Source organism: Endozoicomonas acroporae, from assembly GCF_002864045.1.
GTDB lineage: Bacteria > Pseudomonadota > Gammaproteobacteria > Pseudomonadales > Endozoicomonadaceae > Endozoicomonas > Endozoicomonas acroporae.
Genome location: NZ_PJPV01000027.1, coordinates 17,132 through 39,770 on the forward strand (window position 1 = coordinate 17,132; position 22,639 = coordinate 39,770).

Annotated in this window: 20 protein-coding genes and 2 pseudogenes; 17 read left to right on the plus strand and 5 right to left on the minus strand. The window is 49.5% G+C overall.

Features of this window, described 5'->3' with window-relative positions; all coding sequences use genetic code 11:
- Nucleotides 1-74: 74 nt before the first annotated feature.
- A complete protein-coding gene (locus tag CX664_RS05135) occupies nt 75-1,448 on the minus strand; it encodes a hypothetical protein (RefSeq protein WP_101745705.1) in 1,374 nt (457 codons plus the stop codon).
- A gap of 314 nt (nt 1,449-1,762) precedes the next feature.
- Here CX664_RS05135 and gspC point away from each other — a divergent pair, with 314 nt between their 5' ends.
- From gspC to CX664_RS05200, 13 genes are all read left to right on the plus strand, one after another.
- Complete coding sequence (gene gspC / locus CX664_RS05140) at nt 1,763-2,656, plus strand: type II secretion system protein GspC (RefSeq protein WP_101745706.1); 894 nt, start codon at nt 1,763-1,765, stop codon at nt 2,654-2,656.
- Between the two features lie 26 nt (nt 2,657-2,682).
- Nucleotides 2,683-4,911, plus strand: a complete 2,229-nt coding sequence (gspD, locus tag CX664_RS05145; RefSeq protein ID WP_101745707.1) for a type II secretion system secretin GspD — start codon at nt 2,683-2,685, stop codon at nt 4,909-4,911.
- 104 nt (nt 4,912-5,015) lie between these two features.
- Nucleotides 5,016-6,521 (plus strand): type II secretion system ATPase GspE, encoded by a 1,506-nt coding sequence (gspE, locus tag CX664_RS05150; protein WP_420810346.1) that lies wholly within the window; start codon nt 5,016-5,018, stop codon nt 6,519-6,521.
- A 6-nt stretch (nt 6,522-6,527) separates the two neighbouring features.
- The gene (gene gspF / locus CX664_RS05155) at nt 6,528-7,781 is read left to right on the plus strand and encodes a type II secretion system inner membrane protein GspF (protein WP_101745709.1); all 1,254 of its coding nucleotides are present in this window, start codon (nt 6,528-6,530) and stop codon (nt 7,779-7,781) included.
- A 288-nt stretch (nt 7,782-8,069) separates the two neighbouring features.
- Entirely contained in the window at nt 8,070-8,507 is a 438-nt protein-coding gene (gspG, locus tag CX664_RS05160) for a type II secretion system major pseudopilin GspG (RefSeq protein WP_101745710.1), read from the plus strand.
- Between the two features lie 9 nt (nt 8,508-8,516).
- Nucleotides 8,517-9,113 carry a type II secretion system minor pseudopilin GspH gene (gspH, locus tag CX664_RS05165; RefSeq protein ID WP_101745711.1) on the plus strand — a complete coding sequence of 199 codons (597 nt, stop codon included), beginning with the start codon at nt 8,517-8,519 and terminating at the stop codon, nt 9,111-9,113.
- Complete coding sequence (gspI, locus tag CX664_RS05170; RefSeq protein ID WP_101745712.1) at nt 9,110-9,496, plus strand: type II secretion system minor pseudopilin GspI; 387 nt, start codon at nt 9,110-9,112, stop codon at nt 9,494-9,496. The genes gspH and gspI overlap by 4 nt, the downstream gene beginning before the upstream one ends.
- Entirely contained in the window at nt 9,493-10,305 is an 813-nt protein-coding gene (gene gspJ, locus CX664_RS05175) for a type II secretion system minor pseudopilin GspJ (protein ID WP_101745713.1), read from the plus strand. Before gspI ends, gspJ begins: the two co-directional genes overlap by 4 nt.
- Nucleotides 10,302-11,393 carry a type II secretion system minor pseudopilin GspK gene (gene gspK / locus CX664_RS05180; RefSeq protein WP_101745714.1) on the plus strand — a complete coding sequence of 364 codons (1,092 nt, stop codon included), beginning with the start codon at nt 10,302-10,304 and terminating at the stop codon, nt 11,391-11,393. Before gspJ ends, gspK begins: the two co-directional genes overlap by 4 nt.
- Nucleotides 11,393-12,652, plus strand: coding sequence for a type II secretion system protein GspL (gspL, locus tag CX664_RS05185; RefSeq protein WP_101745715.1), 1,260 nt, complete (start codon nt 11,393-11,395; stop codon nt 12,650-12,652). Before gspK ends, gspL begins: the two co-directional genes overlap by 1 nt.
- Nucleotides 12,652-13,188: a type II secretion system protein GspM gene (gene gspM, locus CX664_RS05190; RefSeq protein ID WP_101745716.1), complete on the plus strand. Its 537-nt coding sequence runs from the start codon at nt 12,652-12,654 to the stop codon at nt 13,186-13,188. Before gspL ends, gspM begins: the two co-directional genes overlap by 1 nt.
- 7 nt (nt 13,189-13,195) lie before the next feature.
- Nucleotides 13,196-13,996, plus strand: coding sequence for a type II secretion system protein N (locus CX664_RS05195; RefSeq protein WP_101745717.1), 801 nt, complete (start codon nt 13,196-13,198; stop codon nt 13,994-13,996).
- 246 nt (nt 13,997-14,242) lie between these two features.
- Nucleotides 14,243-14,788 (plus strand): protein kinase domain-containing protein, encoded by a 546-nt coding sequence (locus tag CX664_RS05200; protein ID WP_101745718.1) that lies wholly within the window; start codon nt 14,243-14,245, stop codon nt 14,786-14,788.
- A 178-nt stretch (nt 14,789-14,966) separates the two neighbouring features.
- Here the strand turns inward: CX664_RS05200 and CX664_RS05205 are convergent.
- Nucleotides 14,967-15,443, minus strand: a pseudogene (locus tag CX664_RS05205) (IS66 family transposase); the annotation flags it as partial.
- Nucleotides 15,444-16,038: 595 nt separating this feature from the next.
- On the opposite strand from CX664_RS05205, the gene CX664_RS05210 reads away from it, so the two are divergent.
- The 4 genes from CX664_RS05210 to CX664_RS05225 all read left to right on the plus strand — a co-directional run bounded on the left by CX664_RS05210 (nt 16,039) and on the right by CX664_RS05225 (nt 20,697).
- Nucleotides 16,039-16,728: a hypothetical protein gene (locus CX664_RS05210; RefSeq protein ID WP_145999834.1), complete on the plus strand. Its 690-nt coding sequence runs from the start codon at nt 16,039-16,041 to the stop codon at nt 16,726-16,728.
- An 825-nt stretch (nt 16,729-17,553) separates the two neighbouring features.
- Nucleotides 17,554-18,192, plus strand: a complete 639-nt coding sequence (locus tag CX664_RS05215; protein WP_101745721.1) for a hypothetical protein — start codon at nt 17,554-17,556, stop codon at nt 18,190-18,192.
- A 473-nt stretch (nt 18,193-18,665) separates the two neighbouring features.
- Nucleotides 18,666-19,484 carry a hypothetical protein gene (locus CX664_RS05220; RefSeq protein ID WP_145999835.1) on the plus strand — a complete coding sequence of 273 codons (819 nt, stop codon included), beginning with the start codon at nt 18,666-18,668 and terminating at the stop codon, nt 19,482-19,484.
- A gap of 166 nt (nt 19,485-19,650) precedes the next feature.
- Nucleotides 19,651-20,697, plus strand: a complete 1,047-nt coding sequence (locus tag CX664_RS05225; protein ID WP_101745723.1) for a hypothetical protein — start codon at nt 19,651-19,653, stop codon at nt 20,695-20,697.
- A gap of 104 nt (nt 20,698-20,801) precedes the next feature.
- Here CX664_RS05225 and CX664_RS05230 read toward each other — a convergent pair.
- From CX664_RS05230 to CX664_RS28065, 3 genes and pseudogenes are all read right to left on the minus strand, one after another.
- Nucleotides 20,802-21,419, minus strand: a pseudogene (locus CX664_RS05230) (transposase); the annotation flags it as partial.
- Nucleotides 21,420-21,508: 89 nt separating this feature from the next.
- A complete protein-coding gene (locus CX664_RS28060) occupies nt 21,509-21,994 on the minus strand; it encodes a group II intron maturase-specific domain-containing protein (protein ID WP_163372370.1) in 486 nt (161 codons plus the stop codon).
- Nucleotides 21,963-22,355, minus strand: coding sequence for a reverse transcriptase/maturase family protein (locus CX664_RS28065; protein ID WP_420810345.1), 393 nt, complete (start codon nt 22,353-22,355; stop codon nt 21,963-21,965). The genes CX664_RS28060 and CX664_RS28065 overlap by 32 nt, the downstream gene beginning before the upstream one ends.
- Between the last annotated feature and the right edge of the window lie 284 nt (nt 22,356-22,639).

Sequence of the window (22,639 nt, forward strand, 5' to 3'; positions counted from 1 at the left end):
GGTCAACTTAAGCAGAAGAAGAAAGCAGACGTCATAGTAAACTCCCGGATACCGATCCAGAGCACATTTATACTTCAACGTGCGAGTGGATTAGCATATTCCGGCTTAATGCCAAGCGCTTCTAGGTAATCCGGCAGGTTGAGTATGCAGAGGAAATCGGTCCAGGGTAAAAAAGTAAACTTATTCTGGAGAAAGTGTCGTATATTGCGAGCTTCCGTGGAGTATACAAAAGCGGCCAGCCAGTTCACATCACTCAGGCTTTGCATGTGAGCCTCATATAACGCATCACTGCTGATCTCTATTTCTGTGGGCAACTGTCCTGTGGCACCATCAATACCCTGCCGGGCTTTTGCCAGATTATGGATATTCATGCATCCCTTTGCTGTTGACTCTAATGCCTTGGGGTCAATCCCTGCTTGAATCATCCCCCGCCGGAAATGGGAGTCTCTTTTGATCAAGTAGTACAAAAGACATGCCTGATAACAGGGGATTGGCAGGTTTTTATCCTCTTTGGTCAAGCTTTTTCTGAGAATCTCTTTTTGAGGCTCAGCCAGAAAACCGGCAGCCCATGGGGACGTCAATATCATGTTGACCAGCCCGGAGTCAGGGGAGGTCATTTGCTTCAGGGCCCGGAACATACTTTGTTGCAGTCTGTCTCGCTCTGCACACAGTGCGTACTCATCACCGGGCAGCATTCTGTTAGCCTCAATCTCAATAATGGTCTTCTGATTAGCGAGGTTGAATTTTTGTGGTTGCATGGGAAACAATCCCGGAGCGTATGCATTAGCTATTTGCTGGCCAAACTTCGCCAGGGCACTGATTATTTTCTCTGCTGCTCCATCGTGGGCAAATAATGCTGAGTTTTCCCGAATATAGGCGTCGCGCGCCCTGCATCTGAACGATGAGAGTTTTTTAGTGCCCACCTTGATCGTCATCCCCCGGTGGTTAACATATCCTTCTGGCATGGTAATCGCCAGATCCCGACGTTCAAATGCGAGATTGCTGGCCAGGTTTTTTGCTGACTCGTCGTCCCAACCCTCTGTAACCAGCTTTTCCAGGCTTTTGATACAATCTCCCACACTTTGATTGCGGTCGTAAGACGCTTTTATGCCTGTTCGCCCATTTGCCATACGGACATTGATCAAATCGGCGATCATCAGATTAATGATGAATTTTTTTGACCTGTCATCAACAGCACAATCTGACAGGTCGTATTTGTTCAAAAGAACATTCTGAAATAATTCATAGTTGATAATTGCGGCATGTAATTGAGTAGTAGCAACTTTTGCTTGCAACTCCTCCAGGCACTTTTCTGCTTCAAAGCCAAGCCAGGATGCATCATAGTAAAACTCCAGTTTCCCATTGTCTGTCGCCTGTCCTGGCGTTTGTATATGTTCCCGGGATGTTGTCTGAGCCAACACAAGAGTGTCAGGTGCTAAAGGATTCATCGTTGTCGGCGCTCCTGTCATTCACGTTATTTGATTGACATACAGAGTTACAACTTTTATTGACTGGGTGTTCGTGCATAAGTTCAATTTTTTTCACTGCTGAGAAAGCTAATCGTTCAGGTTATAAAATATCCATATCCAGTTGCAGGAACTAAAACAAAATCAACGGTTGAGAAATAAACAGAAAACTTAGGTTTTATACCTAAAAGACGCTGACAATCTTTTTTGTTATATTGTCAAACCATTAAACCAACCAAAGACCAGCACAACCTGGTAAACGACTCGGACTGAGTTGATGTAAACGAGAGCAAGCTGTGACGTCACTGAATAACACAATAATTAGCCATGGAAGCGTTATTGCCCGCCAACTGACGTCCTCCGGATTTTTCAGGCTTCATCACCTCAGAACACTCTGTCAGGTTATTCTGGTTATCCTGCTTGCCAGACAGTTGGCCATGATCACATGGCAGCTTCTGCCAGATAACCCGACCGGGCACTCAACAGTCCAAAGTATCAAGGCACAGATCCCCGCAGCCCGAACTACGACCAACAACAATCCGCTTGCTGCGCTGGAAAACCTGCAGCTGTTCGGTAAACCATCCGCCCCGCAGCAGGCTCCCGCTCCGGAAGATGTCCCCGTTTCACGCCTGGCGGTGCGCATCACCGGCCTGGTTGCCAGCAGTAACCCGGATGAATCTCTGGTCATTATTCGTTCCGGGTCTTCTGATGCCACCTATCGGCCCGGCGACACGCTGAAAGGGACACAGGCAAAAGTGGACAGGGTTTACGCTGACCGGGTCATCATTCGTAATGGTGAGCGGTACGAATCACTGCTGATGTACCCGGATGAAGCCAGAAAAGGCCCCGCTATTCAAACAACCTCAGCAAATCGTCCCAAAAGCCGTGCTGTTGCCGATATTCGCCGAAAGCTTCAGGATAAACCGGACTCCTGGGCAGAGATCGTGACCATTTCACCCGTGCGCAGAGACGGGAAATTACAGGGATACCGGGTCAATCCGGCCAAATATCCGGACTATTTTTCTCAGCTTGGCCTTAAAGCCAACGATATGGCTGTTGCTATCAACGGTTATGACCTGACAGACACCAGTGAAGCCATGAAAGTCATTGGACAACTGTCTTCAATGACTCAGATCTCATTAACCATTGAGAGGGATGGCCAGCGTTTTGAGATTGACCTGTCTTCCTGATTATTAAGATATACAAAGGTACCGCTATGTTTTCATCGTCGGTGTGCGCAGGGGAAATCCGTGCACTGATATCCAGGACGCGTTTTTTATCCCTGCGTTGGCCGCAGGCGCTATTAACAGCCATACCGTTTGCGCTGGCGTTGCCTTTATCACCCGCTGTACTGGCCAGCAGTTCTTCTGCACCGAACTATAACTCTATGGGAACGGGCAGTTATGCATCCGCCCATTCCCTGTATTCCGCCAGTTTTGACAAGGCGGATATCAAAGAGTTTATCCGCACGGTCAGCGCCAACCTGAACCGCACCATCATTATTGATCCCGCCGTTCGGGGTGAGGTGACTATCCGGGCTTATGAGCAACTGAACCGGCAACAGTACTATCAGATGTTTCTGTCGGTACTGTCCGTTCATGGGTTCGCAGCGGTTGAAGATGAAAATGGCCTGGTCAAAATCATACCGGACAAAAATGCCCGCACCTCGTCCATCCCGGTGGTGGCCGGTAAAAAGCTGGGCGAACAGGTCGCCCATGGTGGCGATGAGATGGTCACCTGGGTTCTGCCGGTAAACCATGTACCTGTCCGTGAGTTGTCTCCTATTCTCCGACAACTGGTTGATAATTCAGGCAGTGTCGTACATTACGATCCGTCGAATATTCTGATTCTCAGTGGCCGGGCCAATAATCTTGAGCGCGTTGCCGAGGTGGTTCGTCGTGTTGATCAGGCAGGCATGCGCAATATTCAGATTGTCCAGCTGTTCCATGCCTCCGCCAGTGAGATGGAGCGGATTCTTATGTCGATCTACGCCGGACAGGGCCAGAAAGCCAACGGTATGCCCCCCGTCATTGTCAGCAACGAGGCCAGCAACCAGATCATTCTCTCTGCCGATACCCAGACCCTGCAACGCATGAAAAGCCTGTTGCTGCAGATGGATGCCGAGCGTAAGTCCACCGGTAATATCCGTGTCTTCTATCTCCACTATGCCAAAGCAGAAGACCTGAAAAAGGTACTGGACGGCGTTGGTAAAATGCTGATTGCCTCTGGTAACCGCAGTAAAAGCGCATCCGGTGATTACAGCATTGAAGTCCATGAGCAGACCAACGCGCTGGTGGTCACCGCACGCCCTGATGTGATGCAGGCCATGGAATCTGTGATTGAGCAGCTGGATATCCGCCGCGCCCAGGTGATGGTGGAAGCCATTATTGTTGAAGTGGCGGATGGGGATGGCATTAACCTGTCATTCCAGCTGGCCAATGCCGATGGCACCAGCCTGATGCAGTTTCAGGATGGTTCAAGCGTTCCTATCGGGGAAATTCTGATGGGGATGAAAGAGGCTGAAGGTGAGAAAGGATCAACCGTAGTTACGACTGATCCCAATACAGGCCAATTAATCACCACCACAAACCCGGATAAAGATGGGGATTACACCGCCCTTGCCGCAGCACTGGCAAAAGTCTCCGGCGCAGCCTTCAGTATCACCTCCGGTGACTGGACCGCACTGCTTCAGGCCGTCACCACATCCAGCCAGTCTAATGTGCTGGCGACGCCAAGCCTGCTGACCCTGGATAATGAAGAAGCCTCCTTTATTGTCGGTGATGAAGTGCCCACACTCACTGGCTCCACGCCCAGCTCCGGTAACGATAACCCATACCAGACCATTGAGCGCAAAGAAGTGGGTGTCAAGCTGACGGTCACGCCGCAGATCAATGCCGGAGATGCCGTGAAACTGACCATTGAGCAGGAAGTCTCCAGCGTTAATGGCCGCACTCCCGTTGATGTGACCTTTGCCACCCGCAAGGTAAAAACATCGGTGATGGTGAAAACCGGAGATACCGTTGTTATAGGCGGACTGCTGGATGAAAACGTCCAGGAAAGTGTTTCCAAAGTACCGCTGCTGGGTGATATACCCGTCCTTGGTCATCTGTTCCGTTCGACCTCCAGTAAAAAGGTGAAGAAGAACCTGATGGTCTTCCTTCGTCCGACCATTATTCGGGATGATCTGACCATGAACGCCATCAGTGGCCAGAAGTACGACCTTATCCGTGCTTACCAGCTGGACAGGCTGGCCCGGGGTATTGCATTGATGCCCGGTTTCGACACCCCGGTGCTCCCGGAACAGCCAACGGCCCGGGATTTTCTTGATGAACTCAGACGTCAGATGGATGAAGAGTCTGCCGAAGCTGAAAAGGCTGTGGAACTGAAAAAAGTCTCAACTCAGGCATCCATAACACCAGTTCGTCGTACCGGTGGGGAAAGGTAATGACCGAAGCAGCCCTGAGCCCTGATACAGCTTTTAGCAATGGAACATCCCAACGGGAAGAGCAAGCCCTCAGTGAAGCGCTGACCCTGACCATTGAGAAACGGATGAGGGATTCGATCATCGCCGAGCCAGAGCCTGTCAGCCCGGAAAGAATACGCAACTTGTCGTTCTCTTTCGCCCGTCGCTTTAACTTGCTGCTCGCATACAACGACCAGGGCAAGGCTCAGGTCTGGTACAAAGGGCTGCCGTCTACTGCCGCACTGCAGGAGGTCAGACGTTTCGCTGGCGTATCACTGACCCTGATAGCCCTGGACGATGATGAGTTTGAGCAGAAACTGGCCAACCATTATCAACAGGACTCCTCCATTGCACGACAACTCATGAACGACATCGGCAATGATGAAGGTCTTCAGGCCCTGGCAGAAGAACTGCCAGAAGATGAAGACCTGCTCGAAGCCGACGACGGTGCACCGATTATCCGCCTGATCAATGCCATGCTCAGCGAGGCCATCAAGGAAGGTGCCTCTGACATCCATATTGAAACCTTTGAGCGAAACCTGACCGTTCGTTTTCGTGTTGATGGTGTTTTACGGGAGATCCTCCGTCCCCAGCGCAAGCTGGCAGCCGTGCTGGTGTCCCGGGTAAAAGTCATGGCCAGACTGGACATCGCGGAGAAGCGTATTCCCCAGGATGGTCGTATATCCCTTCGTCTTGGTGGCCGTGCCGTCGATGTTCGTGTCTCAACCCTGCCTTCTCGCCACGGTGAACGGATCGTTATGCGTCTGCTGGATCGCAACAGTGTCCGGCTGGACCTGGCCAGTCTTGGTATGGAAGGCACACTTTGCCAACAGTTTCGGGAGCAGTTGCATAAACCCCATGGCATCCTTCTGGTTACCGGCCCTACCGGTTCCGGCAAGAGTACCACGCTCTATGCGGGGCTGAGTGTTATTAACAACAGTGAGCGCAACATTCTCACGGTTGAAGACCCCGTGGAGTACGAACTGGAGGGGATTGGCCAGACCCAGGTTAATCCAAAGGTGGATATGACCTTTGCCCGGGGGCTGCGGGCAATTCTGCGACAGGACCCGGACGTGGTCATGATCGGTGAGATCCGTGACCTGGAAACCGCCGAAATTGCCGTACAGGCGTCGTTAACCGGACACCTGGTACTCAGCACACTGCACACCAATACCGCCGTCGGTGCCGTCACCCGCCTCAGGGATATGGGGGTTGAGCCCTTCCTGCTGGCCTCAAGCCTGCTGGGAGTACTGGCCCAGCGCCTGGTCAGAACACTCTGCCCGGACTGTAGACAACAGCGCCCTGCCACCGACCTTGAAACCAGCCTGATGGGACTTTCAGCAAACCATTTGCTGTGGCAATCCACCGGTTGTGATGCGTGTCATAACACCGGTTACCGTGGCCGAACCAGCATCCATGAACTGTTTCTGGTCAATGACCGGGTGCGCCAGCTGATTCATGATGGTGCCGGTGAACAAGTCATTGAACAGGAAATACGTCATTCGTCAAATAGTATGCAAACGGATGGTTTCAGAAAAATTCTCAGCGGCATCACCACTCTGGAAGAGGTGATGCGTGTCACCAGGGAATAACAGCCTATGAGCGTATTTGCTTACGAAGCCCTGGATGCCAAAGGGAAAAAAAGTAAAGGCGTCATAGAAGCCGACTCACCTCGTCAGGTGCGGCAAAAACTGCGGGTTTCCGGACTCAATGCCATCGTCGTCAGTGCAGCCACTGGCCAGGAAACGTCGGATACGACCCAAAATAAACGTTCATCATCGGGCAGCCTGTTTCGCTCCTTGTTGCAAAGACAGGCAACCGATGCGGAAGTCGCACTGCTGACACGGCAATTGGCGACGCTGGTTGCTGCGGGCATCCCCCTGGAAGAGTGTCTGCAGGCACTGGTAAGACAGCTGCGCAAACCGCACCTGAAATCCATCATCACCACGGTTCGTTCAAAAATTCTTGAAGGGCAATCGCTGGCGGACAGCCTGGCCTGCTACCCGAAAACCTTTGACCGGCTTTACCGTTCCATGGTGGCGGCAGGGGAAAAATCAGGGCACCTGGAGGGCGTGCTGGAAAGGCTGGCCGACTTCACCGAGCACCGCCAGAAAATCAAAGGACAACTGATTCAGGCCATGATCTACCCGGCCATCCTGACACTGGTTGCCATTGGTGTTGTGGCGGCGCTGCTGGTGACCGTGGTTCCCACGGTGGTTGAACAGTTTGCCCATATGGGGCAACAGCTGCCCGCCATGACGCTCACTCTGATCAGCATCAGTGACTTTATTCGTGCCTATGGAGCGGGCATCGCCATGGCGTTGCTTGTCACCCTGGTAATACGTCAACAGATCCTGCAGCGAAGCCGAACCTGCCGACTGGTACACGACCGCTGGCTACTAAAATTGCCACTGATTGGCAGTGTTCTCAGCGGGGTCGATGGCGCCCGTTTTGCCAGAACCCTGAGCATACTGACCAGCAGTACCGTGCCATTACTGGAAGGAATGGGGATTGCGGCAAAGGTGCTGGTGAATCAACACATGCAGACGTCACTGCTCAACGCCGCTGAGCGGGTCAGGGAGGGGTCTTCGCTCTGGCAGTCACTGGAGCAGACCGAACTGTTCTCCCCCATGATGCTTTACATCATTGCCAGCGGTGAAAAGTCCGGTGAACTGACCGGCATGTTGGCCAGGGCGGCAGATAATCAGGATCAGCAATTTGAATCCCAGGTAAATATCGCACTGGGCATTTTTGGCCCATTGTTGATTGTTTCCATGGCAGGTGTCGTACTTTTTATTGTTATGGCCATTTTGACGCCAATGCTGGACCTGAACTCACTGGTGGGCGGTTGATGTTTGTTGTATACCATGGCCCTACAGTCCTGAGTCTGTTGGAGAAAGCCTTAAAAAAGAAGGGAACCACAAAGGCACAAAGTCACAAAGTTTTTTGTGGGCTTGCCTGAGTTACGCTCGGCAAACAAAAAAGCTTTCTTTGTGCCTTCGTGCCTTTGTGGTTCAAGGCTTTTATAACTTTTGTAACACCCTCTCCCCTTGGGAATGCATATCGTACTTACATTCTGTTGCCAGACTTCAGAGTAAACTTTGTGGTAAAAACCAGTATCAGACCATTAGGAAAACCCAATGAACCCTCTTAATAAAAGACAGAAGCAGTCAGGTTTTACCCTGCTGGAAATCATGGTGGTGATTGTCATTCTTGGCGTACTGGCCAGTATGGTTGCCCCCAACATTATCGGCAATAAAGATAAGGCCGATCTGCAAAAAGCGGTGAGTGATATCGTTGCCCTGGAAAATGCACTGGATATGTACAAGCTGGAAAATAACAACTACCCCTCCACCCAGCAGGGACTGGCAGCGCTGGTCAGCAAACCGTCTGGCAGCCCGGAGCCCAGATCGTACCGTGACAATGGCTACATTCGTCGTCTGCCAAAAGATCCATGGGGTAACGATTATCTGATGCTGAGCCCGGGGGAACACGGTCCTGTGGATATTTTCTCCGCTGGCCCTGATGGTCAGTCAGGCACCGATGACGATACCGGTAACTGGAACCTGGATAGCTAACCACGCTCAATGGCTAACGACGTTACACACTCCGAAACAGGACAGCGAGTCAACCAGCTCGGTTTCACACTGCTGGAAATCATGCTGGTGATGGTACTCCTGGGGTTAGCCATATCCACCATTCTTCCATCACTGATGCCTGACGACAGTGGTGCACTTATGCAGAAAGAGGCCCGACGTCTGATCATGCTGGCTCACACCTCGCAGGAAAAAGCACTGCTCCATGGTATGGATATGGGGCTGCAACAGACGACCGAAGGCTATCAATTTCTGGTTTATAAGCAGGGGAAATGGCAGCCAGTCAGCCAGGACCGGACCCTCTCGCCGGTCGCATTGAATAAGGCCCTGCGGTTGGCCATTTTGCCCGGGGAGTCGGTTTGGCGAGACACTCTGGAACAGGATAAAGGTTTTACCTTTGATACTGACGATAAAGCGTCTTTATCAGACTCCGAACTTAAGGCTGAACCAGATCTGTTCTTCTGGGCCTCCGGAGAGATTTCACCGGCAGAGTTAAGGCTCTTTTCGGCGGATGACCCCAGGCACGCCCTGTCCATCAACATAGAAGAACATGGCGAAATCGCCCTGATGGAAGGAGTCAAACAATGACGCCTTCCAGAGTCTCTGCGGCACAGGGTTTTACTTTACTGGAAGTACTGCTGGCCCTTGCACTGCTGGCCATTGTCGGGATGTCGGTACTGTTCATGAGCGGCGAAAGTGTGCGCAACACGCCGATACTGGAACAACGCACCCTGGCAAGACTGGTGGCGGATAATCAGATGACAGACATTCATCTGACACAGAAGTGGCCAACACTCAGCTGGCAACGGGCAGAGCATGAACTGGCTGGACAGCAATGGTTTGTCCGTTTTCGCAGTATCAAAACCGCTGATAACGATTTCCGGGCGATTGATGTTGAAGTACGCGGTGAACAGGGCGAACAAAGTCCGGTACTGGCGACACTGAGAAGCTATATGGTTAAACAGGGATGATGAAACGAGTTAAAGACTTCACCACAAAGACACAAAGACACAAAGCAAAGATTTTTATTCCTGAGTTTTGTCCTTTCGTACGACCACCATGGATGGTGGAAGTTTCGATAACGCAAGGAGCATTTATTGACACTTTGTTGTTCAAAAAAAAACGCTCTTTATCTCTGGGAAAAAGGCTGCCAGATAAACGCCCATATCAGGAGAAAGGCTTTACCCTGTTGGAAATGCTGGTGGCCATCGCTATTTTCAGCATTATCAGCCTCAGTGCCTGGCAGATTTTTCAGGGCGTGATGACCGCCCATGATGTTGTGCTGACTAAAAATGAGCGGCTGCGACAACTGCAATACACGTTGTTGCTGATTGACCAGGACCTGCAACAAATTGCCGACCGGGGAACCCGGGTAGATAACCGGGTCACGGCGCAAAGCCTGTTCAGCGACTCGCAGATGCTGGACAGTGACGATGAAGCACTGGCACTGGTGCGCCATGGCTGGCACAACCCGGACTACCGGTTACCCAGGCCGGAACTGCAACGGGTCTTTTACCGGCTCCGTGATAACCGTCTGGAGCGCCAGTATCATCATGTTCTCGATCCTGCATCCATCAATGTCGAGCCGGTTACCCAGACCTTATTAACCGATATCAACTCATTGAAATTCAGTTTTTACATCAATGGTCAGTGGCGTGACTCTTTATTATTGGCTGAAGGCTCTTTACCGGAAGGACTGAAAATTGAGTTTGATATGAGCGACTTTGGACGTATAGAGCGACGCTATATACTGCCAGCATCCTGGCAGCCTGCATCATGACGGGTCTAAATAATGATTCACCACAGAGGCACAGAGACACAGAGAAAGGCTTTCTTTTCTCCGTGTCTCTGTGCCTCCGTGGTAATTGCTTTTCCAGGCACAAAGGTAGCAAAGCCCCTTACCCTAATCGCCAGCAGGGCATTGCCCTGCTGAGCGTATTGCTGATGCTGACCCTGCTGGTTTTACTGGCCAATGAGTTAACACTCTCCTTCCGCACCCAGTTGACCAGAACCCAATCCATGCAGCAACGGGAGCAGGCGCGCTGGTATGCCTTTTCCGGGGAAAGCCTGGCGATCAAGACGCTGAAACAGAACTTTGAAGATGATCCGGACGTCACCCATCTCGGTCAGTACTGGGCCACCACCAATGTGGTATTACCGGTTGAAGGTGGCCAGATTGCCGGTCAACTGAAAGACTCACAGTCCTGTTTTAATATCAATGCCCTGGCAAAGCCCCTTACAGAAGCGAACGACACATTACAGAAGTCACCTGAAAGTCAGGTATTTTCTGCCCTGCTGCAATACCTGGAAATACCACAGTGGGAGTCAGACAGGATTACCCAAGCAACCCGAAACTGGGTCAGCAGTGAAGATCTTCCCGAAGGTGAAAGTGACCTGGATTACCTCGCCCGGCCACTCCCTTATTTAAGCAGCAAAACCCTGATGCGCGATATCAGTGAATGGCGTGCCGTGGCCGGAGTATCAACGTCAGTCGCCCAAAAAGTTATGCCTTACCTCTGTGCCCTGCCCAGTACCGAGCTGACCATCAATGTGAATACCATTCCTGTTGACCAACCGGAAATACTGGCCGCGCTCTATATTGATCAGCTGCCCGTTGATCAGGCACGCAATATTCTGGAAACCCGGCCACGGGAAGGATGGGATGCGGTGGCTGATTTCACCAGCCAGCCACTGCTGGCCAACTTCAGCAGTACTGGCGCAGACAAGCGTCTGACCATCGTCAGCTACTATTTTGAAATGCATGCAACAGCCAATTACGGCGCAAGCGAAGTCAGACTGAACAGTCTTCTGGCTCGCTCCAAAGACAACCAATTAACGGTCCTTCGCCGTAAATTTGGAGGAGTTTAATGAATCCTCACCTGCTATTGAGGTTACCGGAGCATCACGACCAACCGGTTTATTGGCAGCTTTGCCCGGCGGATATCGCCACTGAAACGCTTCAGGACAACTCTGAACAATACCGCATTGCCCATGGTTTCTGGCCAACGGTGTCGGATTTTATTGCGCAATATGCTGGCACAACCGTCAGCAGCGGGACATTGTCCGGTCAGCCAATTGCTACGATGGCCGTTACCATTCTGGTGCCATCAGCCCGGGTGACACTGCATACTCTGACTATTCAGGGACGACTGACCCCCGCTGTTCGCCAGTCCCTTCCCTGGCGTCTGGAAGAAGAGCTGGGTGATGATGTTGAAGACCTGCACGTTGCCGTTCTCCAACATGGGGACAGTCAGGCTCATCTGGCCGTCATCAAACAGGCTGATATGACACAGTGGCAAGGCTGGCTGACCGATGCCGGAGTGATAACCAAACGCTGGGTACCCGATGCCCTGATGCTGCCCATTGAAGAAAACCAGTGCCGTTTATTGCAAATTGATGATTTGATCATTGCCCGATATGGCCAGTGGCAGACAGCCGTCTGTGAGTCACAGTGGTTAACGCTGTTTATGGATGGCCTGAAAAAGGAGCATCCTGAACTGACGTTTTTGGAAACAGAGCAACATGCCCTAGTGCCATTAACACTGCTGGCCCCCCAGGCCGGTAATACACAACTCAACCTGCTACAGGGACAATGGCAGCCTGCCTCACCCTGGCGCCAACGACTACTGCCCTGGTGGTCCACCGCCCTGATGGCCTGCCTGCTGCTGATACTGGTAACCGCTCACTCGGTGCTGGAAACCCATCAACTGGAACAGACTGCGGCATCTTATCAACAGCAGGCCAACAATATTTACCGACAGCTGTTTCCGGGTGAACGGGTTGTCAGGCTGCAATCCCAGATGCGGCAAAAGTTGGCAGCGTTACAGCAACCGGAAGAAACCTCACAGAGTATGCTGGCCATGCTGGCCCAAATTACCCCGGTGCTGAATGCATTCCCCGAGCTGCAAGCCAGTTCCATGGCCTTCACTGTTAACAACAGAGAAGGTGCACGACAAAGTCTGCGTATTCAGGCACAAGCCAGTGACTTTGAGGTGTTCACCCGTTTCCGGGAACAGTTTGAACAAGATCTTAACCGGGGCGAAGGACTGACCATTGCCATAGAAGCCCTTGAACGTACCGGAGATACAGTGACTGGCATGCTGGTTATTTCAGGAGGTGTGTCCTGATGAGCTTCCTTACCAATACCATAAACAGCGCCAGCCCTTTCTGGCAAAGCATGATTGGCCGCTGGCGGCAGCTTTCCCGGCGAGAGCAGTGGCTCACTGCCACGGCACTGGTCACATTGTTTATCTGGCTGATCTGGCAGGGCCTGATTACACCGCTTGCTGAACAACAGGCACTGGCAGAGAAGAAAGTGGCTGCCAGCCGCGCACAGCTGACGCAGATACAACAACAGGCGGAGCAGATCCTCAGTTTGAGAGCTTCAGGTGCCACTGCCCGACCTGTCAGCAATACGCCCATGGACCAGACCATCCACCAGCTGGCGGGCAGATATCAGCTGGTAATCCAGCGGGTTCAGCGAGCCAACGGCCAGGACGAAACGCTGGATATTGATCTGGCCAATGCCCGCTTCGATAAACTGATAGGCTGGCTGACAACATTGGAACAACAGCATCGGATCAAGGTGGCCAACATACAACTGGAAGCCACGGATACCAGTGGTTTTGTTGAAGTGCGTCGCCTGCAGATTGAGCGTGGTTAAGGAGAATATGAAACAGGGAAAAACAGGTAGGATTATACTGCTTTCGACGCTTGGTCTGGTCAGTTACAGCGGCTTTCTGATAGCCAATATGTCGGCAGCAACCGTTTGGCAATACCTGTCAACCAGGCAACTACCCGTCAACATGTCTGGAATTACCGGCACTCTATGGTCTGGAGCCGCAGAAAGCGTCACGCTGACGGTGTCACGAAAGCCGCTGGCGCTATCAGCCATCCGCTGGCAGATTGAACCCGCCTCGCTCCTGAAAGGTGAGGTTCAGGTTTCGGTGGAGCTGGGCAATGCAGCATCCCCTGTGGAAGGCCAGGGAATGGTGGTGATTAACCGAAAGACGCTGACACTGAATAATGTCGAACTGGATACCACCGCGCCGTGGCTACTCGCATCTTTACAAGACACGACAGTCGGCAATATTCCCGGTGAAGTACAAGGTAATGTCCTGCTGGAACTGGATGATCTTATTTTAAACGACAAAGGGTGTGTGAATATTAATGGTAATGCAGCACTCACAAACAGTGGATTAACCTCACCCTTCGGCCAGTTTGATCTGGGGAATTCAACTGCACAATTAAGCTGTCAGAACCGAAACCTGATCGCCAGGGTGACACAGACATCATCCATCATGAACAGCTATGGCGATTTTCAGCTGAGCACCAGTGGCCGTTATACCTTTACCGGAAAAATGACGCCCGATGCGTCGCTACCTGCTCCGATGAAACAAGGGCTGGCTTTTCTGGGACAGCCAGACAGTAACGGTGCCTACGCCTTTAGTTTCAAAAGCTCGATCAAATAAGCTCAATACCAGTCAATCCCCCGGTGATGCAACGGCGTAATATCAGGGTCCAGAGCCCTGTAGAAAACCGGAGCTTTATTCAGGCTTCGGTTATTGTCGGACTCTTTGCATTTCTTCTTTTCCACGAAAATCAAGCTGTTACCCTGGCTGACCAGCCTGTCAGGCATCTATATGAAAAAAAATGGTTTAACTACTTGTAAGGAATTTTCAGGTAATAGGGAAATCTCACTCTAAGGGAATAGCGCCATGAAAATAACAAAATCCATGATAGATCATCCCCACCGTATCAAAGAGCCCACTCCAGAGAAACAAGGCAGTTGGCAGGGACGAAACTTGAAAGAACTGGCTCTGGCTTGCAAGAAAAAGCTCCAGCGAGTGTATGCTTATATTCGGTACAAAGATTTAACCATCAAGGATTACAACCCGGCAGACTTTGTGCTGCATATCGCTCTTTGCCCCCCTGGCTACAGGTCACCCGACGATCTGATTTTTCAAAATGTCAACTTAAAGGCTGAAGATGCCTGGTCTTTGGGTGTACTGCTGACAGAGATGTTTACCGGAAAGCGTTACTTCTATCGATCAGACCTGTCAGACGCTGTGGAGACAATCAAATACAAACTTGATGGACGGGATAAGGCCATTGCCGAAATGGTACGTATGGGCGTTAACCCGAAAGCGATCCGACTGGCGCAAGCTCTTTTGCATCATAACCCAAGTCAACGGATGACGGTGGCAGAAGCACTGAAAAGCCCGTTCCTGGAGGAAGTTGATCTGGCAGCATTTGGAGCGTAGGAACAGTTAAATGCGGCACTTATTACGGGGCAATTCCTTAAAGGACAGTACTCTCAGTTAACGACGATGGTAGAGGACTCCATGTCGGGAGCATTCACCACAGGCGGAGTCCTGTGGAAGCGGTTGTTATGTGGCTGTTACTTCTGCAGGTGGTTCACAATGATGGCAAGAGTGTCTTCTATCTTGTCAAAGCGTTCACGGGTTTCTTGCTTAAAGGCTTGTAGTAGGTTGCACTCGCTGTGGTACCTTTCGGGGTATCAGCAAAGAGCCGGTTACGCCTACCCACAGTGAAGGGGCGGATAGCGTTCTCAGCCGCCGCATTGCTAATGTTGAGGTGTCCGTCTTCACAGTAAACCACCAGTTTTGACCACTGGTTCAGGGCATGGCTCATGGCCTTATGGGTAAGACTGTCCGGTATCAGCCGGGTGACGTTTTTCTGTAGCCACTGGTGCAGGTCATCAAGCAGTGGCTTACTGTCTTCCTGTCGGCGGACTTTTTTCTCTGGTGCGGTGAGTCCTTTGATCTCTTCTTCAATGGCATACAGCTTGCGGATTTTGCTCAGGGCTACATCTGCCTTGCTGACTTTATTGCCCTTTACCTTCTTGCCTGGTTCGGCCTCGCCTTTTTTGGCAGCGGTGAATTTACGTCTCACATGGTCAAAACACCTAAAGCTGCGTTATGCCTTCCTGACGGCAGACTGCATCGTAGCTTTTGTAACCATCCGTTTGCAGTTAGCCACTGAACCCTTCAAACATGTAGGCCAGCATGCAGGTTGTCACTGCTGACTTGGGAATAGGATGCCCGGACAACTCAGCGGCTTTGATGAAGAGCGGTGCTTGCGGCTTCAGCCCGGGAGACAGGAATGACTTGTACAAAGGCAGAAGGCTTATGATTTCGCAGTGGAGATTAAAGTGGTAGGGCGTGGGTTTTGAATGCGCTTACGTTTGAACTTTTATATGAAATAGAGGTCATAGGATAAAACTCAATAATTCAATAATTCTATGAATATGCCTGTCTACTTTGCTGATTGTAATTTTAATATAGCTGCGGATCACTTTTCTTATTTTGGAGATAGTGCTTATTCGGAATCTGCCGCATCCTGTCAGGCATTCTTCCGTGATGTTGTGGACGTAGCAAATTTGCGATGCGCTATGCGTGCTGATGAAACTGTTAAACACTGCCTCCAGCAGCCAAAGGTACTTTTTAATGATCCATCAGGTGATCCCCGGCTTGAAAAAAGGCCGATACTAATGGTTAGTAGCCATCTTCAAGAAGACCATCCGCTTTACTTACCTGTCAGAATACAACCCCGGAATAATGATCATGCTCCCAAATATATTCCTGATAATGAACGTTTTTCGATCCAGTCTATTTTAGGATTAGAGCAATCAACCTCACAAAACACATTAGTTGCTAATCCTCAACTGGATAGTGAACAGCTGCAACGAGATACATCGCCTGCAGAAAATGAGTTGGATGATAAAGCTCCGGCTTCCGGCTCTGATGAATCTCTGACCAGCTCCCATGAGGATCACTGTGAGTCCGGGGAGTGGAAAGCTGACCGGAAGGCTTATGAGCAGTCGGAAAGACGGAAGGCTTACCTCAAAGCCTACGAACAGACCGAGAAGCGGAAGGCTTACCGAAAGGCTTACCGTCAGCGCGAGAGAGTGAAAGCTGCCCAGAGGGCTTATCAGAAGGTTTACCAGAAGTATTACCGTCAGACCCAGAAGGGGAGGGCTTATCAAAAGGCTTACCGTGAGTCTTCGCAAGGACGTGCTTGCCTGAAGGCTTACCGTAAAGCTTACCATAAGGTTTTAAGGGTTACCGGTGAAATTGAACAGGCAAGAATCGCTGGCAGGCAAGCTACCGCCTTTATAAGAGAAGCCAATAAAGCAAACAATAATGAGCAGGGCAGTCGCATCAGATGTACGATAGTTTAGCAAGTATCAAAAATGAGGACGAAGTTCCAGATATTAATTCCCTTTCTATATCAGACAAGAATATTCTCAAGACTGGTAGTTCTGAAGAGTCAATAAGACTAAACTATAGTGCATATGAAGCTACCACCCTGCAATAATGAGCCGCTTAGAGAGCAAACAGGTTCTTGATCGTCAGCCAGGAAAACATTGCACGACAAATGAACTATTGTTTATCCGTGAGTTACCGACTTTTAAGCAGTTTATATCGCTATCCTGTCAGGCTTTCTCCCGTCAAGTTTCAGCAGTAGCTACTGTTCTATGTACTATGCATGCTGATGATACGCCTGAAAGCCGCCTTTATCAGCCAATGGCGTCTTTTCAAAATATATTTGGCCCCCCCGGTTTGAAAAAAGATCGATAGCTACTGTCGATAACGATACTGAAAAAGATCAGCCACTCTACCTTACCGGTTAGAACAAAAACGCAGAAAAATGATCATGCCACCACATATATTCCTGATAAAGAGCGTTTTTCAATCCAGTCTATTTAGGGCAATCAAACGCAGAAAGCTCATTAGTTGTTGATGTGCAAAATTCTTGTGAAATCACTAATCCTCAACTGGACAGTAAGCAGTTGCAAAGAATCAGCTATAGACAGATTGAACCATAACAAACACTCGACAAATCGCTCAGCAATATAAATATTAAATGTTATGTGTCAGGCCGGAACTTTTATAAGAAGGAGTTGTCAAAATCTATGGTTCTGTAATTAAATAATTCAATGTCTGACCCGTATTCTAACTTTTACCCCTTGTATTCGGAATTTCAGAAAGCATATGAGTCTGTTATGTCGAACAGGAGATCGGCTTTTACAGCAAGGGTACAGAAACATGGATCGGTATTCGGGCTGCAAGTTGGTCGAACTGCACCAAGTAATTATGTGAATTCCTTCATTCCAGATCATGAAAGCTTTCATAACCCATTAAATGACTCCCGTTTTAAAAAAATGCCAGTCAGGGTTATTTATTCTCAAGAATATGAACAAAGTGCACCGTTAGACTTATCATATAGACCCGGGACACACCAGGGGGTTGATCGAAATACCAGAATTCTTACCAATCCACCGGAATTAAGAATTGATCGGGTTTGTAGTATGGCTGGTGAAAGTTCTGATCCATTGCCTGCTGGTAATGAGTTGGATCTTACAGCTTCTGCTGCAAAATCTGACGAATCTTTAACCATCATTATTGATAATGCTCATGAACAGGATGAGAAACGGAAGGCTGCCCGAAAGGCCTACCAGAAGTTTTACCGTAACTCCGAAAAGGGTAAGGCTGTGCGGAGGGCTTACCAGAATGCCTACTATAGGGCTTACTATAGAGCTTTCAGGGATACCCATGATTTAGAACAGGCAAGATTTGCTGGCAGGCAAGCTGCCGGATTGATAAGGGATTCGAATAAAACAAAAAATAATGCGGTTGAATAAACCTTTAAGTTAAATATTAAGTTTGGTCTGTCAGATAGGAACTTTTCCAGGAAAGCACAGTCCTAATCATTAATTCAATAATCTAATAATTCAACAAATCAATGGCTTCTCCATATTTTAACTCACACTCCTTGTATTCAGTATTTCAGCAAGCGTATGAATCTGTTGTGACGGCCAGTGGATTGGCTTTTCACGACCGGTCGCAGCAAAGTGGGTTAGTATTCGGGCTGCGAGTTAATCAAACTGCACCAAATAATTATGTAAACCCCTTAATTCCATATAGTGTAAACTTCCATAACCCGTTCAATGACTCCCGTTTTAAAACAATGCCGGTCAGGGTGATTTATTCTCAAGAATTTGAACAATACCAGCCGTCAGACTTCTCACCTGAACCCAAGGCACAACCGGAGGACGACAAAAATAACAGAGTTCTTGCCAGTCAATCAGATTCAAGAACTCATCAGGTTTTGGGTATGGCCGGTGAAGCGTATTCTCACTCATACTCTATAAATACTGATCCTCCTCCACTCACCTCAACGTTGAGAGAAACGGCTGAAAATGGGTTTGATGCTGAAGCTTCTGCTTCAGGATCTGGTGAATCTCTGGCCGTAGTTCCTGATAAGGCTTGCACACAGTCCGGGAAAGAGAAGGTTCACCATGAATCCGAAAAGGGGAAGGCTTCCCGGAAGGCCTGTGGGCAGACCGGGAAACAGAGGCCTTTGAAAAAACGAACCTGGGATCGGTCTGAAGCAGGGAAAGCTTATTATAGGGCTTACCAGAAGGCTTACCAGAAGTCCAAAAGAAGGAAGGCTTTCCTTGAGGATTATGAACAGAGCGATAAACGAAAAGCTTCCCGGAATGCATACGAACATACCGAGAAACGGAAGGCTGCCAAACGAGCCTGGGCTCAGTCCGAGGTAGGTAAGGCATACTATAGAGCTTACCGTCAGTCTGAGAGAGGGAAGGCTGCCCGGAAGGCTTACCGTCTGTCCGAGAAAGGGAGGGCTGTCCGGAAGGCTTACGATGAGTCTGAGAAAGGGAAGGCTAACCAGAAGAATTACCGTGACTCTGTGCATGGGAAGGCTGTCAGACAGGCCTGGGCAAACTCCGAGAAAGGGAAGGAGTCCAAACTGATATGGAGAAATTCAGAGAGGGGTAAGGCTTACCGGACGCTTTACACCAGTGCTTACAATAAAGTTTTCAGGCATACCGGTGATAAAGCGCAAGCAAGAATCGCAGGCAGGCAAGCTACCGCTTTTATGATGGATTCAAATAAAGCAAAAAATAAATGAGCTATGCCCGGCTGACATAAATATGGAGTAGTATCTTTCAGGTAGGAACTTTTATAAGAAAGCATAGTCCTAGTCATTAATTCAATAACTCAATAATTCAATGTCTACTCCATATTTTAATTCACACTTTTTGTATTCGGGGTCCCGAAGAGCGTATGAGTCTGTTATGTCGGGCAGTGGATTCACTGTTAAAGACTGTTCGCAGCAAAGTGGTTTGGTATTCGGGCTGCGAGTTGATCAAACTACACCAAATAATTATATAAACCCCTTGATTACATATAGTGAAAACTTCCATAACCCGTTCAATGATTCCCGTTTTAAAAAAATACCCGTCAAGGTTATTTATTCGCAAGAACCTGAAAAAATCAAGCTGCCAGACATATCACATAAATCCACGAATTATCAGGAGGCCGAACAAAATAACAGAATTCTATCCAATCAATCAGAAATAAGAATTGAGCAGGTTTGGAGTATGGTCGATGAAGTGAGCTCTCACTCATACGGTTTAAGTAATGATCATCTTCCACTTATCTCCACGTTGCAAGAAACAGCAGGAAATGAGTTGGATGTTGAAGCCTCTGTTTCAGGAGCTGGCAAATCTTTGACCAGCGGTCATGATAACACTTACGTGCAACCTGAGAAACGGAGGGCTTCCAAACGAGCCCGGACGGAGTCGAACAGAGAGAAATCTTACAGAAAGGCTTACCGTGAATCCGCAAGAGGGAAAGCTGTCCGGAAGGCTTGGTTACAGTCTGAGAGAGGTAAGGCTTGCCAGAAGGCTTACGCAAAGTCTGAAAAAGGGAGGGCTTGCCAGAAGTCTTACGCACAGTCTGAGAGAGGGAAAGCTGTCCGGAAGGCTTGGTCACAGTCTGAGAGAGGGAAGGCTTGCCGCAGGGCTTATGCACAGTCTGAGAGAGGTAAGGCTGCCAAACGAGCCTGGGAACAGTCCGAGAAAGGGAAGGCTTACCGTGTGTCTGCGAAACGGAAGGCTACTTACCAAGCCTGGGCACAGTCCGAAAAAGGGCAGGTTGCCTTGAAGTCTTACCAACGTGCTTATCATAAGGCTTACTATAAAGTTTTCATGAGCAGCGGTGATAGGCAACTGGCAAGAATCGCTGGTCAGCAAGCTGGCGCTCTTCTAAGAGTGTCTGATAAGACCAAAAAAAATGAGCATGAATCAGGTTCTGTTACTTCCGTCTTGCCTGCTTTTTAAACTGACTGATAAGCCAGTAGCAGTATGATATTGGTTAACTGCTTATGGTTCATTGGAGTCGGATGGTCGGTGTTTTTCAAGATAGTTGTCCCAAAAACTGAATTTTAGGCCGCCTTTTTCTCGCGTACCTCCGGCTCTGGAATTCTCTCCGGGTTCAGGGCTACCGCTCCTACAGGTTGCCAGTTTCTGGTTTGTCCTGACCAGCGTGAAGGGTTCGCCTCCCGAGCTTTGCTGTACAGCTGATCTCGATGCTTAAGGATCTTTTGATCCCTCTGCTCCTGGCGTTGTACAGGCGTGACAAAGCGGATTGAACTATGCCTGTGTTCATGGTTATAAAATTGCTCAAATTTCAGCATCCACTGTCGTCTATCTTCTATGGTCAAGAAGCCTTGGGAAGGCCACTGCGGGCAATATTTGACCGTTTTGAATACCGACTCTGCAAATGCGTTGTCATTACTCACCCTTGGTCGACTGTGGGAAGGTATAATTCCCAAATCCACCAGTTTGGCTTTAAAGGTGCTGGAGGTCATCGGTGCCCCGTTGTCCGAGTGCAGCACGATCGGTGTCTTGATGCACCTTTCCGCTATCACTGTGCGATTAATCAGTTCACTCGCCAGTTCACCAGATTCCTGGCTATGGATCTCCCATCCAACAACCTTACGACTGTAGATGTCCAATATCAGGTACAAATACCAGAACTGCCCATGCACCCTGGAGCGCAATGGAATAAGACACGGGGCGTAGTCGAACTATTTCCTCGCATCTCTTCCCCGAACCGTACGTGCACCTTTCAGCGCATACGGCTCTCCACTCAACAGTGGCTGACAGCCATTGCAACATCTCCATATTTTGATGTAACGGTTTTACGGTCATCATCCCTGAGGTAGGGATTGCATTCCGGTAATCGGAAGCGAAAGGGTCTCTTGGTACTGCTGACTAATCGAAACAGACTGGCGCCACACAAGTTTCCATTGTCTGTTCTTCCAAACAATACCCATGTTTTGGCTTTGCCTGCTTCGGGATGCTTACACCATTTCCGCATGATTGACTTCATGCTGCAACGGTATTTACGAGCCAGCCAGTGACCCAGCTTCCAGAATACTGCCCTGTCCACTTTGTTGTAGACCATTGCCGTATTATCGGTAAATTGGTAGAAATGTGACCAACCCTTCAGTTTGCGGTTGATGAACTCCACCATGTCGATCTTACTTTTGCTGTAATTACTCGACAGCTCTTTGGTCAGTTTCGCAATGAAGTTTCTGGTCTTATCCTTGGGAATGGATGTCGATATCCGCATATCGACAATAAGAAACCGATGGTTGCCATTGTCGATCTTCTTGCAGAGCAATAGGACGATTGATCTTAATAGTATGATTCCAGTACCAACGATCCTTACGCGCCTTGGGACTAAGATATCGCTGCTCCAGATACTGATCGAACTCATGGAGCATGATATTCGCTAGCAATGGAGAGACAACTCCACCTTGTGGCACCCCTTCGCTGGTTGCACAGAAAAGCATCTTATCGATATGGCCTGCCTTGATAAAACGCCAAAGCAGGGTCAGGAAGCGTTGATCCCTGATCCGCTTGCGAACGCCTTTCATCAGTAGGCGATGATGCACAGTAGCAAAGTAGCTGGAGAGATCGCCTTCTATCACCCAGCGCCCGCTGGTGTGAGTGCCATCCTCCAATTGAAGCTTAACAGTAAGTAGTTAACCAAATGAAATCATATATTTCTGACTAAGTGGGCAGTCACTCTGCGGCGTTGCAACTCCGGTCACATAGCTACGGCTATGCTCCCTACGTTGCGCCTTGCATAGTAACTGCCCACTTAGCCAGAAATATACGATTCCATTTGGCCAACTACTTACGAATCGCATGGTGAACACTGCGTTCTGGCCTGAAGCCATAGGATAGACGATGGAAGTCGTTTTCCCAGATA